This window comes from Pseudoalteromonas sp. T1lg23B (assembly GCF_002964665.1).
Classification (GTDB): Bacteria; Pseudomonadota; Gammaproteobacteria; order Enterobacterales; family Alteromonadaceae; genus Pseudoalteromonas.
This window is the reverse complement of sequence record NZ_PQBZ01000030.1, coordinates 179,174-191,651: the sequence shown is the minus strand read 5'-3', so window position 1 is coordinate 191,651 and position 12,478 is coordinate 179,174. Positions and strand designations below refer to the sequence as shown.

At 38.2% G+C, this 12,478-nt stretch carries 18 protein-coding genes; all 18 read right to left on the bottom strand.

Translation table 11 applies throughout. The features are described 5' to 3' along the window. Window positions 1-126: 126 nt before the first annotated feature. The 18 genes from C2M32_RS07545 to C2M32_RS07460 all read right to left on the bottom strand — a co-directional run bounded on the left by C2M32_RS07545 (window position 127) and on the right by C2M32_RS07460 (window position 12,267). The gene (locus C2M32_RS07545) at window positions 127-966 is read right to left on the bottom strand and encodes a hypothetical protein (RefSeq protein WP_105167840.1); all 840 of its coding nucleotides are present in this window, start codon (window positions 964-966) and stop codon (window positions 127-129) included. A 73-nt stretch (window positions 967-1,039) separates the two neighbouring features. Continuing rightward, the gene (locus C2M32_RS07540) at window positions 1,040-1,201 is read right to left on the bottom strand and encodes a hypothetical protein (RefSeq protein WP_199886133.1); all 162 of its coding nucleotides are present in this window, start codon (window positions 1,199-1,201) and stop codon (window positions 1,040-1,042) included. Window positions 1,202-1,295: 94 nt separating this feature from the next. Continuing rightward, window positions 1,296-1,913: a LysE family translocator gene (locus C2M32_RS07535; protein WP_105167839.1), complete on the bottom strand. Its 618-nt coding sequence runs from the start codon at window positions 1,911-1,913 to the stop codon at window positions 1,296-1,298. A gap of 114 nt (window positions 1,914-2,027) precedes the next feature. Then, window positions 2,028-2,585, bottom strand: a complete 558-nt coding sequence (locus C2M32_RS07530) for a GNAT family N-acetyltransferase (RefSeq protein WP_105167838.1) — start codon at window positions 2,583-2,585, stop codon at window positions 2,028-2,030. 87 nt (window positions 2,586-2,672) lie between these two features. Beyond that, window positions 2,673-2,903, bottom strand: a complete 231-nt coding sequence (locus C2M32_RS07525; protein ID WP_105167837.1) for a hypothetical protein — start codon at window positions 2,901-2,903, stop codon at window positions 2,673-2,675. A gap of 65 nt (window positions 2,904-2,968) precedes the next feature. Beyond that, complete coding sequence (locus tag C2M32_RS07520) at window positions 2,969-3,220, bottom strand: TIGR03643 family protein (RefSeq protein WP_105167836.1); 252 nt, start codon at window positions 3,218-3,220, stop codon at window positions 2,969-2,971. 195 nt (window positions 3,221-3,415) lie between these two features. Continuing rightward, window positions 3,416-3,733: a hypothetical protein gene (locus C2M32_RS07515; RefSeq protein WP_105167835.1), complete on the bottom strand. Its 318-nt coding sequence runs from the start codon at window positions 3,731-3,733 to the stop codon at window positions 3,416-3,418. Window positions 3,734-3,786: 53 nt separating this feature from the next. Further along, a complete protein-coding gene (locus tag C2M32_RS07510; RefSeq protein WP_105167834.1) occupies window positions 3,787-4,101 on the bottom strand; it encodes a DUF6693 family protein in 315 nt (104 codons plus the stop codon). Between the two features lie 264 nt (window positions 4,102-4,365). Further along, window positions 4,366-4,836 carry a hypothetical protein gene (locus C2M32_RS07505; RefSeq protein ID WP_105167833.1) on the bottom strand — a complete coding sequence of 157 codons (471 nt, stop codon included), beginning with the start codon at window positions 4,834-4,836 and terminating at the stop codon, window positions 4,366-4,368. A 259-nt stretch (window positions 4,837-5,095) separates the two neighbouring features. Next, a complete protein-coding gene (locus C2M32_RS20995; protein WP_105167832.1) occupies window positions 5,096-5,404 on the bottom strand; it encodes a DUF1272 domain-containing protein in 309 nt (102 codons plus the stop codon). Between the two features lie 113 nt (window positions 5,405-5,517). Beyond that, window positions 5,518-5,808, bottom strand: coding sequence for a YkgJ family cysteine cluster protein (locus tag C2M32_RS07495; protein WP_105167831.1), 291 nt, complete (start codon window positions 5,806-5,808; stop codon window positions 5,518-5,520). A 757-nt stretch (window positions 5,809-6,565) separates the two neighbouring features. Continuing rightward, on the bottom strand, window positions 6,566-7,063 hold the full coding sequence (locus C2M32_RS07490) for a hypothetical protein (protein WP_105167830.1): 498 nt from the start codon (window positions 7,061-7,063) through the stop codon (window positions 6,566-6,568). Between the two features lie 32 nt (window positions 7,064-7,095). Next, window positions 7,096-7,884, bottom strand: coding sequence for a hypothetical protein (locus C2M32_RS07485; protein WP_105167829.1), 789 nt, complete (start codon window positions 7,882-7,884; stop codon window positions 7,096-7,098). A gap of 128 nt (window positions 7,885-8,012) precedes the next feature. Then, complete coding sequence (locus C2M32_RS07480; protein ID WP_158678161.1) at window positions 8,013-8,405, bottom strand: hypothetical protein; 393 nt, start codon at window positions 8,403-8,405, stop codon at window positions 8,013-8,015. A 557-nt stretch (window positions 8,406-8,962) separates the two neighbouring features. Further along, complete coding sequence (locus tag C2M32_RS07475) at window positions 8,963-9,937, bottom strand: transposase (RefSeq protein WP_105167827.1); 975 nt, start codon at window positions 9,935-9,937, stop codon at window positions 8,963-8,965. Between the two features lie 305 nt (window positions 9,938-10,242). After that, window positions 10,243-11,136, bottom strand: coding sequence for a hypothetical protein (locus C2M32_RS07470; protein ID WP_105167826.1), 894 nt, complete (start codon window positions 11,134-11,136; stop codon window positions 10,243-10,245). Between the two features lie 167 nt (window positions 11,137-11,303). Beyond that, window positions 11,304-11,717 (bottom strand): hypothetical protein, encoded by a 414-nt coding sequence (locus C2M32_RS07465; RefSeq protein ID WP_105167825.1) that lies wholly within the window; start codon window positions 11,715-11,717, stop codon window positions 11,304-11,306. Between the two features lie 79 nt (window positions 11,718-11,796). Continuing rightward, entirely contained in the window at window positions 11,797-12,267 is a 471-nt protein-coding gene (locus C2M32_RS07460; RefSeq protein WP_105167824.1) for a hypothetical protein, read from the bottom strand. Window positions 12,268-12,478 lie beyond the last annotated feature (211 nt).

Here is a 12,478-nt window from a genome sequence, read left to right as displayed (position 1 = left end):
CCCTTAATTAAGCCCTGTTATTTGAGCTATTTTTCCAATTAAGATAATGATAATTAAATAATCCCATTGTGATTATGGGATTAACACTAAATGCTTTTTTAATCTGATTGCGGATGCAAAAAATTGTTAAAGTATCAAGCGAAAAGGGTCAACAAAGTTGCCCATCACCATAAATGCACCATCATCCGTTTCAATTGAGTTGCTATTCATATCGATCCCCGCATAGTAGTATGATATTGCTCTGATTAACCCATTCTCATCCTTATGTTCTTCTGCAATTCCGAGCATGTAAAATTCATTATTACTATCGAAAGTCCCTACTTGAATATTTCCCCCCACAGAGGAGATCCTCCCCGACTTAATCAAGCTTTGCAAAGCATAAAGCGGTCTTTTAGAAATAGGCTTCTCTTTGTGGATATCTAGATGCAGTGAAAATTCGTTTTCTCCAGACCCAATATAGTAAATTGGTTGACTAGCACTTTCATAAGAAATGATTTCATACTTAGGTTCAAACTTATCGATAGCATCCCCATAGTCTATATAAAACTTTGCAAGCATCGTTCTTTTGTTATGGGGACAGTAACCAGCAAGAAAAAAATCTATGCTATCAGTTTCAATTTCACTCTGTAATTTCGTTGATAACTCGGCGTATATTTTGTCTACTATTTTGCATATATTTAAAAAAGAGACATTGGTAAAGGTTGGTACAAACTGTAAGCGTTGTAATGTAATCGCTAAAAAGTTTCTAATGACGGACGCACCTGAGAACTCACCGGCAAAGCACATTCCGTAAACACTATCAAAAGCAACTGGAGGAGGCGCACCATCCTTTGCGGGTTCAAAAACCTTGACGTGAACAGGCACTATTTTTACACCATAGTCAGAGCTTTTATCTCCTTTTGAGATTCTAGAGTCTGACGCAAAGTGTAGACCTGATGGACTGTTCCAAACTACAGCAAGAGTCATTTTAGTTCCTTGTATTAATGCCTCAAACGAAGCAAAACATATTTTATTGTTGAGCGCGGCTCATTGGCATTCATTACTTGCTAGTCGCTAAACGAGTTGCCAAGCCTAAAAAGATAACCCCTAAAAGACCATCAATATGACGACCTATATTTAACTTATTGTCCATTAATTTACCAAGCTGACTAAATGCTATAGAAAAAACACCATTAATCAATAAACCAAATAAACTAAGCATTGATTTTTTAATCTGCTTAAGGATAAACACTAAGTTGAATTAGAACGGAAATTGCCTAAGTTTAGTGATTAGTTAGCTCAACAGCTTGCTCGTTTTATTGCTGGCGACTAAACAGCAGGTTCACTCCAGATATGGCAAGAAAAGTAGCGCATGCTCTGTTAAAGCGCTTCGTCATTGTCGGCCTAGTAAACCATTGCCTTAAATATATCCCAAACATGGCATAAACAGATATAGCGGTCATTTCTAACATCAAGAATATAATTCCAAGAATAAAGAACTGTTCGTTTACACGGGCCGAAACATCGATAAACTGAGGAAGAAACGCGGTGAAAATTAAAATTGCCTTAGGATTACCCGCTGCTAATACAAACTCTTGCTTAGCTAAACCCAAACGGCTGCTATTATTTTCTATTTCCGTGACAAGGTTAGTCTCTGAACACCAAAGTTTAAAAGCGATCCACAACAAATAGCCAGCCCCTAAGACTTTGATCGTTAAAAATAGAGTCTCAGATAGTTGTAGCACAACAGCTAACCCTGAAGCTGCCAATGCAATCATTACCGAAAATGCGGCAATCCGCCCAAAACCCGCAACCAAAGAAGACTTAAAGCCGTAGCAGCGTGCATTATTCATAGATAGCAGGTTATTTGGTCCCGGTGCCATGTTGAGCGCAAAACACGGAGGAATAAAGAGCAATAACTTCCAGATTTCCAAAATACTTCCTCCATGAAAACTAACACCACAATAATGTGCTCGATCATAATTGACTAAATTGAGAGATAAAGAATACGAGCCGACCTTTAATAAGCTTATACGTTGATTTACCTGTTATGCTTCTCTAAATTCAGGCTTTAATAAACCAAAGCACTTTAAATCATGAAACTCATTTTTCCAATAGCCACTTGAGCGCCGAACCCCTTCCTCTCTAAAACCTAACTTTTTTAGTACTGCTTCAGAAGCCACATTATCTATCATGGTATCTGCTTGGATTCTGTATAATTCACAAAACGGTGATTCTTTAGAAAATGCTAAGCCAATGATCTTTCGCAATGCCTCAGTTGTAAAACCAAGCCCCCAGTATTTGGGTGAAAGCTCATAACCTATACCTGCATTTTTCATCTTAGAGTTTATTGCGTTCAACCCACATGTGCCAATCAACTGACCTGTGTTTTTCTCTCTAATGGCCCATCGAATACCAACTTTTTCATCAAAGCGACTATTGAAGAAATCAATTAATGCAGAAGACTGTTCTTCTGATTTATGAGCGTCGATATCGTAATATTTAACTACGCTTTTATCGGAAAAAATTTCGAACAAAGCTGGCGTATCGTCCTTTGATAACTTATTAAGGGCTAACCGTGATGTTTCTAACTCTGGGAATTCCACTATACCTTCCTTGAAGTTATACCTATTTAAAAGGCTAACTATCGCTTTGTAAAATTTGCGGTGAAACAGAGCAAACTGTTCGATTTATTATTTTGCAAATCGTTTTTTTGCTTGTTTTAATGTGATTAATAATTGAGAAAAAGCACATATTCCAGCGCCAATGAATCCGATTTGCGTAATCGCTATAGAAGAAAAGCCAAATTGCTCAGAATACATGTACTGACCAAGCAACTTCCCAAGAGTAAAGATACCTAATAAAACCAACAATGGACATACTACTAAAGTAAACCAAAACCATATACTTTTAATGTCTTTCATAAAAACGTCTCTTAAATTAAATGAGCACGACTATTACTCATTTTTTTGATGTGCCATGTGAACGATTATCGGTGCTTATACTGTGTCGGACAATAACCTCTCGTAATATCTGGACAACGTAACTTCATATGCTTCGCGTTGCGACCACTCACGCGTTCACGCCACAACTTAAAACTACATGATTTGAGTCGAGTTCGCATAAAACGAATAACTTCAGACTCACTTAAACCAAATTGAAATTCAATCGCCTCAAATGGAGTCCGGTCTTCCCATGCCATTTCTATAATTCTTGACTCGGCTTCAGGGGTCAATTTCACTGCAAATCACCTTGTTTTGAAATGACCCTTATTACGTACCAACTGAACGTTTAGTTCACCCACGGTTAAATTGATTGTGTCTAATCTACTCTCAACTTTATCACTCTTATAGGTAACTTAAGCCAAATTAAAAGACAAAATTCTGTTTGTTATACTCCGACGCGAGGCGAAAACAAACTCCGGCAATGCATCAGCTCAATTGCCTTGTTGGTGTTTGTGGAATCCTGCGATAAAGAACTCAACTTTACCGCAAGATTTGCATGCATACATGTCTAAATTTTCTTTACTGACAAATAGTTCACCTAACTCCCCCAGAACGCCCCAGCGAGTTCCTTCGTGGAAATTTTTTGTTCCAATGAAAGTTAAACCTGTTTGGCATCTAATACAATCAGGAGTTAGATTGGTAAGGTCTTGATCAGGAGCTGATTTTCCTTTTTCACAGCGACAGTTCCAACATACTTCAAAAGAATCATCGTCTATGATGGTATTGCAGTTTTGACACGTCCACGACATTGATTTTCTCCTGAATCCTAACGTCTGCCTAGATTGGCTTATTTAGTAAAAAACTACTCAATCGTTGTATTGTTTAGTGAATAATTCCAAACTTTGTAAAAATAAAAAGCGTAACCCAAACCAAGTGTAAGCAGAGTAATAATAAACCAAAGTATTACGTGGCCTATATTCCCAAATATATCGGTATGACATACCATTTGTCTCTGGTTTCCTTGTTCATCAATTAATTGCGAGCGATTAATTATAAATTTAGAAAATGAATATGGAAAAAAGAATGCTCCGATACCAAAGGTTATTAATATTAAAATAAACCAAAGGATTAAATGACCTAAGATGTCAATCGTTCCTACATCAGCTTGAATTCTCATACTTGCTCCTTGCTATACTTGTTACTTACACTAATGTAACTATATAATAAATGATAAAGGACATGAGGTTACTTGTCTTTACTTATTGTCTAGTAGTTTTTCCTCAACAATTTTATTAGCTAAACAAGCTCGCAAGCCAATCAAATGTTAAAAAGGTGGTAAAAACCTTTAGTCCAACCACCCCAATAAAAAGAAAAATTAAAGCAACTTTAACTTTTTTCTTTTTATAATGTTCCAGTTTAGCAATTTAGCTTATTTAGCACGCTACTCACCAGCCTTTCCAGCTTCTAGAATCGGCAGCCCTGCTTCTGTTGGTATATAAATACGTTCGCCATTACCCTCTTGCAACCCTTTGATCCAAATGTAACGTAGATAAGCCTCATTGCCTTTTAACGACTGACCAATAATTTTGTTAGCTTCTGCCGCAGCTTTCGCGCGTTCAATATCAGCTTGACCTTCCGCCTTGGCTTGAACAATTTTAGCTTCGCCTTCAGCCTGAGCCAAGGTTACTCTCGCCTTAGCTTGCATTAGCGCCGCTTGCTCTCTAGCTTTAGCTTCTTCGATTAAGATTTGTTTGCTCCACTCAGCTTCTTTAAGTGCTGCAATGCCGTTCATTTCTAACTTGTAGACTTTATACTTTGGCCATGCCATTAATGCGAGAACAATCAAAATTACAAAAAATAAAACTGTCGCTACAAGGCCACCAAAGGCTATTGCGTTTCTATTGGGATGCACGGTCTCTCCTATTGCTTATAATGCCCTGTTAATAGATAAATTGGGCAAGCCAGAATCAAGCTGGTCCAACTTTTCCCAGTTAAACGACTTGTCATGCGTTTATACACTGCTTTAAAAGGCTTAAACTAACAAACCGTATTAATACCACCAAACTATAAATGGCAAAGACGTATTTTACTGGCGAACAACCCTTATCTTCAAGCGCTGTAATGACTGTGTTTAATAATGCCTTATCTACGAATTCACTCGACTTCTAAGCTTAGCGTTCTTCAGGCTTGATATGTTTGGCTTTTGCTGAGAATTCTTTAAGTTCTTCAATACTATATTTGCTATGTATTCTTTTAACAGACGCTGGTTGATGGCTAATACTTAAACCTTCACGCCTTGCTACTTTTGGCCGAATAGGACGCGGCATAAAGCCCCCACCGCAATTTGGACATACATTCTCTAGTATCTCATTTACGCACGTGACACAAAAGGTACATTCATATGTGCATATCATTGCTTGTGTAGAATCTGGGGCTAAATCTTTATCGCAGCATTCGCAATTGGGTCTAATCTCTAACATAGTGTACCGCTCCATTTTGATTCACATAACGGCCATTAAATGCGATTGCTCATGGTACTTACACTGCACCCTTTTGGTTTTCAGTTATGCTTTTATAAATTAAGAATAATACCCTATAGATACTTCACTCGCTCATCCAAGCATTCATGAGATCCCATTTCAAATTCGCGACATATCCAAGGGCGATTTTCATAAATCGTGCACATTAAAGTTTCTCTATCTAAGGCTGCACACCAACCATCGTATAGTCGCTTCATTGTCTCACCACCATACTGGTCGCGTTCGATAAATTGCTCTGGCACACCCGTGTCTGAAATAATCATAACTTCAAGACGGCAGCAACAAGCTTCGCAGTTTGAGCAAGATACATCCGATGAGGAGACGTTTTTAATTGGTATAATCATGAATAACTACAAGTAGGTGAATTGTGTATGATAGCGTAAATTTATTACAAACTACCTTTCTTTCTCGAGAGCAATTATCTTTTAAGATATAACACTCAGCTAATGGGTAAAATTCAGCTGGTTATAATCTTAGGCAAAGTGAATAGCTCGCAATGTTCCACTGAACTGCTTATCATCCGTCGACGTTCCACTTCTAAAACTCGTGCGCCTATTTAACAAGCCGAATTTATAATTCTAAAACAGCAATTTACCTAAAAACAAAACTTAAGGAAAGGTTTAGGTAAAAATTGCCCTACTGGAGGACCGCATTCAAAGATGAGGTGTAACTGTCCACTTCCCTTAGCAAGAGTACCAGCATAAATGTTCGAATTTGAGTTAATGCGTTGGATCAAGCATCGGGTGTGGCACAATCACCGACGGCGTTAGGATGGCAACCAGTGAAAACTGATTGACCCACGAGCATAGACTGAAGACAGGTGCCACCGATAATCGGCATAGGACGAAATAAATAAGGTAGGCTTTGTTAACCGCAAGGTTGAAAAACCACGAATACCACCGGGGCGACGCTTCGCCATGATAACCGGCGAAACTACTTGCTTCATCCATGCATTAACTCGCTCTAATTCGAGCTCCACATTATGGTTTAAGAAGTTAAACAAGGATCGGTGCGCTTAACTTGACAGTGGGAGTCATACCAATGCTGCCTTAAGCGGTGAATAATTGTTGGCTAAAATGTGAAGCGGAGCCGAGCTAACTGTTACGAATCCGGCTTTAAGGACTTGTTAGAAGAGTTACAACGAGCACGCACTATATTATACCCCGCAACACCAAAAATAAGAGGGAAAGCAGTCCAAAAGCGTATTTGTAATGGTATTTTGCTTTTATATTCTTCATAACTGATTTCGTAATACTCTCTTGGCTTATCTCTCAAAGCAAAGTACTTCCCATTTTCAGTTTTAGTGTTTATGTCAGAGCCCATTCCTATAAAAAAATTTATCATTCCATTTAAAACAACTAACCCAAGTAATAGAAAATGCCGAACGCTCAAATTAGGTATTTTTTGCTGGCCTAGAGGTAAATTTTGATTCGCCATAGCTTCTTCTTTGTCTTCTGTTACTAGAGCATAAACAAACAAAGAGATTGCCATTAGCAAAGCAACAGCCATCCAAATAAAAGGTACATTTAGATTTATGTATGTCGAAAAATGGTCAAGAAATAAAGGTACAATCAAGATTTTTAAGTGTGCTACTTTCATCGACTCTTCTAACGCCGCCAGCAAAGGCGCAGCTATGCTGCGTCCTGTTGACTGACCTTGTTAGCCATCGTTTGCTCAATCATTTTTTTGCGTTTTGCCCAAAATGCTATTGCGCCGATAGGTATTGTAAAAGTAAATATTAACGGAGCGAATTCGCTTGCAGCACTAGCACCAACACCTAGAAACTTTATTGTTGCTATTTTTGTAGCTATTTCGCCAGTAGTCCAATTCATTGCAACCGCACCAATACCAACAAACGATAACAAGTACCAGCGCCACTTTTTCTCTATAGGGGTTCGATAAACAAAAACGCAAGTCACGACCATGAATATTGGAGTGACTATTGTTAGAGCCAATATCAAAAACTTAAACACACTTAATTCTGCGTTACCAAATGAATTTAATACTTTTTGTGATTCATTAGTGCGGTAAACATTAATTCCAGTTACCAAAAGTTTTCCGTCTTGCTTGGTCATGGAAACGCTTGATATTGACCAATCTACTTTGAATTTAGATTCAAACGAAAAATTCGCCGACCAAATATCATTGAATATGCGGACATGGGAACCCATTAATTCAGTTTTTAAAGGCTCACCTTCAGGAAAAAAGCTGGATAATTTATCCAGTTCTTCAAGTGTCACCTTGGTAAGAAGCTCTGGATGCATTTGATCTTTTATATATTCATAGTTTTTCAATCGAAGTTGATCTAAATATTCCTTGGCAAAAGATGACTCTTCTTTTGGAACTATCGATTCTTTCATATCATCGTACGAACAACCCACCACAAATAATGCAACAATGATGGTTAATATAAACTTCATTTAGTTGGTCTCTCCATGAGATGGCTAACGCCTTACTAATGGGCGCATAAATGCTTGGCTAAAATTAGCGACCAAGGAGCGTAAGCCTGCTATTTTACCTCCTTTGGTAAAATCATTTGTCAGCTAAGTTACACTCTAGAAAACGCACTTTTACGATGGAGATCACCGCCGCAATATGGACAAGCCAATGATGAGGTAAGAATTGTTCGACCACACTTAGTACAATCACATTTTTCTTTAGTGTTCACTCGACCATCCGCTTTACCATCCATTAAGTCAACTTTCTCAATGTATCTTTTTAAATCACCTTCAGTTAAACCTGAGTGGTCTTTTAATAAAGTCCACATAGCCATAGTCACTAGCTTTAATTGCTCGTGACGTGTTTCTAACTCTCGTAATCGCACTTCATTTGTCGATATTTTACCATCTTGATACTTATCTTTTTCATGGTTACTACGGAGTTCATCTTGCACATCACCGATTTGGCGATGTTGAAACATGTCCCAGATAAAGTCTATCACCTAAATTTCTCCCAGTGGCTAACGCCTTGTTAATGGCCGCATAAATGTTTGGCTAAAATAAACTGCTAACTAATGCTAACTGGACACCTGCTAACTGCTAACTGGATAACTGCTAACTGGACACCCACTTTTAAAGAATGTGCTAACTGGACACCCACTTTTAAAAAGAGATAGTCAGACCTTTTTCTGATTGGCTGTATCTTCTTTATGACCATATTACCAAAAATATATCCGTAGTTGACCCATGATTATTTCGCTTATGTGACTTTTTGTAAATTACCTTAAGCTTTAAACACACTAAGTCCTTCCAACAGTGGGGATTGTGTTTGGCATTGGTAAAGTAACTGCTAACTGGACACCCACTTTTAAAAAGAGATAGTCAGACCTTTTTCTGATTGGCTGTATCTTCTTTATGACCATATTACCAAAAATATATCCGTAGTTGACCCATGATTATTTCGCTTATGTGACTTTTTGTAAATTACCTTAAGCTTTAAACACACTAAGTCCTTCCAACAGTGGGGATTGTGTTTGGCATTGGTAATACTGCTTGAGTGTTAGGTAAATAGCGCTTCGCTGCTTTTTATACTTCGTCGCCTTTTATGCTGCTGTCGCTCACAATACATATTGAGGTTGTGTGCTTTGCCTACAGCACCATAAAACACTTTTTCAAATTGCGTGGTCAGTTTAAACCAATTTTCAGCTTTGATATTCAATCTTTGCAGAATTAGTTGTTCGTGTTGGTCTATATGACCTCGTTTGTCAGTGCGAATACATTTGCCTGTCAGCTCAACAAGCTCTAAGTAAGATGTAAGCTCGTATGGCAAACCTTTTGGCATGTGTTTTTTGGGACACCCTGCAAAACGTGCTAATACTTTGGGTTGTTTACCTGCTCTTGCATGTTCACAGCGCTTTTTGATACTCGTATGTATTGACGTCTCTGGTGTCTTTGCCATCTTAGCTCTGATGGGGTTTAAATCCACATAGGCCATACAGGCCATCAATGCGGCCTCATCCAGTAACGCCTGACTTTTAAAGCGCCCTTCCCAGAATCGGCCAGTACAACCATCTTCTTTGTTTGCTTCACGTGCGATGCCTTCGTTCAACACCCGCATAAACCAGCTAATACTCGACAATCTATCGCGATATTCTTTTATCTCATTATTTAAAAAGAACTGTTGGCCCGTATCTAAACGCTCGCCATTTAAAAATCGATGACTTAAATACGACCCTTTAAACAATTTATGCCAACGTAACAGCACCGCTTTGTCGCTCAGTCTCTGGGCTTTTTTATCATCAATAAACAACACCACATGAGTATGATTGCTCATTACCGCATACGCACACACATCTATACAAAATACTTGTGCTAAAAACAACAATCGTTCTTCAACCCAACCTCTGCGATGTTCATACGATTTACCCGTGAGTTTATCTTCTCCGCACAAAAATGCGCGTCTGACACAGCGTGACACACAGTGATAATACGGAGTATCTGACAAACTGATTTGCCGCTTCCTTGCTAATCCCATCGTTCACTCCTTGAACTTAAGAATTTGAAATGTTTTCTGAAGAACAAAAGCTTAGACTACCCTTCCCAGCATTCAAGTTAGGGTGGGCAAGTTAGGGTGGGTGTCCGTTTAAAAAACGTTCAAGTTAGGGTGGGCAAGTTAGGGTGGGTGTCCGTTTAAAAAACGTTTAAAAAACGTTCTCTTGATTTCATCGACAGTCCTCTTGGTAGTGCTAACGCCTCAGTTAAAAGGCAAAATTTGGTTGGCTATAATGTGAAGCGGAGCGAAACCAGCCAACTGAATTTTGTCCGCTTTTAAACTGTTTGTTAGGTTTCAGTTTCCCTAACTTTTTCAAGAACATCTAATGAATCACTTATGTATAACTGGTGCCCTTTACTATTTTTGATTTCAAACACCCTCTCTACACCCTTACAATGCAAGAAATCTAGCTCTTTTATATCGCACAAATCAACCCAACTACCAACACCTCTAACAGCAACTTGTTCATCTTGCTCTAATACACCTTCTTCAAATTTGATATCTTCGGCATAAGTACCTATGAACTTTCTGTACGAGAGATTTATTCTAGTAAGGGCTTTTTTTCTTAAAGTATTCTCACTTTCGGCCAAGAAACCTCCGCGGTCTTTGGTATAAGAATTTTCGTCATGAACGATATCTTCGTGAATTTTCAATTTACATTTATCAACCCGAATAATCGCGTACGATCTTTCACACTTGATTAAAAAATCACTTCTGTCTGAAACTAATTTTAAAGTCTCCCAAATTTGTTTCGAATCAACGTGCGAACCACCTCCTTTTGTTGTTACAACTTCTTCCATAGTGGACACTCTTGTTTCAAAAGCAGCACACTCTTTGCCAGAGAAAGGGGCTATCAATGGCTTTCCTATTAAAACTAGTTGTCCCTGTATTCTAACTAGCTCATTATCCTTGCACTTATCTAATTTAAATATGTTTGCTTCTTTAAATGTACGGATGAATTTCCTATTCCCCCAAAAATATGAACAGGTGTACGTTAATAGCCAAATAACAGAAGCAGTGCCAAAAATTATAATGAATAAACGGTTAGGCATAGATTCCCATAATTCCGCAAACCAAACCGACCGCTCTGCGAACTCCCAACCAGCAAAAGCAACAAGGAAGAAAATGGCAAAGCCACCAAAAAGCCCAATATAGTGCACAATTGATTCACTAATTTTCATTTACAACCCATCTTAATATTCGAGTGTTGGTATGACAAAACTCTGCTCTTTGCCCTGAAACCTAACGCCGCGCTCATGGGCAAAACGTAGTGGAGCCAATTTGTGGTAAAGTGAGCGTAGCGAACCACAAATTGGCGTAGCGTAGTTTTGTCCCTTGCAGCGCTTTGTTAAATGTTTTTGCACCAAACATCTAGCTCGCCTCTTGTATACAACCCAGAATCATCAGAGTAGATGCCATTCACAATTTCGCTCAATTTTACTGGGTTAACCTTACAGCGAAAAGGAAGCTTACCATGTGTTTGACTTACAGCAGAGATACGAATTTGTCCGGCCATCTCGTCAAACCATGAATAAAACACCATGCTAATACCCATACTTTTTCGTTCATAAAGCTCTGCACAAGATTCAATAAACTCTTGAACTGAATCTTTACCCCAATCATTTAGCACCGTGTCATTGAAACCAAAAGAAACCATATTTGAATTAGCTTCTTCATTGATTTCCTCTGAGGAAACTATCTCAGTTTCAGATTCAAGCTCCTGAACCCAATTATTCAACGTACTATGCATATCGTTTGACATTTAACGCCCGGTTATAGGGCGGAAAAGGCTTGGCTAAAATTAGCGACGAAGGAGCGCAAGCCAAGCTTTTTGCGTCCCATCATAAACCGCTTGTTATACGAAAGTTATCAACAATCTTGCATAGCTCATCAGGAGAAACACTGTTTAATCGTTGATGCTTTTCTTGAGACATACCTAAAGCTGGTTCAACCATATAAACTTCAAAATAATCACTTGTTAAAACATCTATACGATCTTTTATTACGTCACCCGAACGAACATATGGAGTAGAACTATACCCTACATAACTAAGCAAATGACCATCTTTGATCTCATAACGATTAGAATAATAAGTTACATCTATTTCACCACGTGAATTAAATTCATAACTTAAAACACATTTTTTACCATCTTCAGTGAAACCTATTTGGCTAAACCAGTATGGGTATATTCCATCAAATTTTAGTTCCCAAACACCAACTAAATCTTTTGAGCTAAATGACTTATCTAAACTGGTATTGGTACATGATGTTAAAGCCAATAAAAATAATAAAGAGGTTATAGTTTTCACTGAACTTTCCCTTTCGTATAACAGTGTATTAGCGTGAATTCGCGTTAATGTTCTACCCACTAGCCCTACAACACACCAATCATCAAATTTAATTACACCAAATATTAGCAGGTCAGATGCTATTAGCCCTCTAAAAAATTACAATGGGCGTAGTTCAAACCGAGAATCTACTTAAACGAGAATGAGTGACGCGTTTATAAAAGTTAAATCT

Excerpts from the sequence above, each read along its gene's own strand:
- C2M32_RS07470 (WP_105167826.1), bottom strand. The coding sequence starts at position 11,136 with ATGAAAATTAGTGAATCAATTGTGCACTATATTGGGCTTTTTGGTGGC.
- C2M32_RS07490 (WP_105167830.1), bottom strand. The coding sequence starts at position 7,063 with ATGAAAGTAGCACACTTAAAAATCTTGATTGTACCTTTATTTCTTGAC.
- C2M32_RS07465 (WP_105167825.1), bottom strand. The coding sequence starts at position 11,717 with ATGTCAAACGATATGCATAGTACGTTGAATAATTGGGTTCAGGAGCTT.
- C2M32_RS20995 (WP_105167832.1), bottom strand. The coding sequence starts at position 5,404 with ATGTTAGAGATTAGACCCAATTGCGAATGCTGCGATAAAGATTTAGCC.
- C2M32_RS07485 (WP_105167829.1), bottom strand. The coding sequence starts at position 7,884 with ATGAAGTTTATATTAACCATCATTGTTGCATTATTTGTGGTGGGTTGT.
- C2M32_RS07495 (WP_105167831.1), bottom strand. The coding sequence starts at position 5,808 with ATGATTATACCAATTAAAAACGTCTCCTCATCGGATGTATCTTGCTCA.
- C2M32_RS07515 (WP_105167835.1), bottom strand. The coding sequence starts at position 3,733 with ATGTCGTGGACGTGTCAAAACTGCAATACCATCATAGACGATGATTCT.
- C2M32_RS07510 (WP_105167834.1), bottom strand. The coding sequence starts at position 4,101 with ATGAGAATTCAAGCTGATGTAGGAACGATTGACATCTTAGGTCATTTA.
- C2M32_RS07545 (WP_105167840.1), bottom strand. The coding sequence starts at position 966 with ATGACTCTTGCTGTAGTTTGGAACAGTCCATCAGGTCTACACTTTGCG.
- C2M32_RS07525 (WP_105167837.1), bottom strand. The coding sequence starts at position 2,903 with ATGAAAGACATTAAAAGTATATGGTTTTGGTTTACTTTAGTAGTATGT.
- C2M32_RS07475 (WP_105167827.1), bottom strand. The coding sequence starts at position 9,937 with ATGGGATTAGCAAGGAAGCGGCAAATCAGTTTGTCAGATACTCCGTAT.
- C2M32_RS07540 (WP_199886133.1), bottom strand. The coding sequence starts at position 1,201 with ATGCTTAGTTTATTTGGTTTATTGATTAATGGTGTTTTTTCTATAGCA.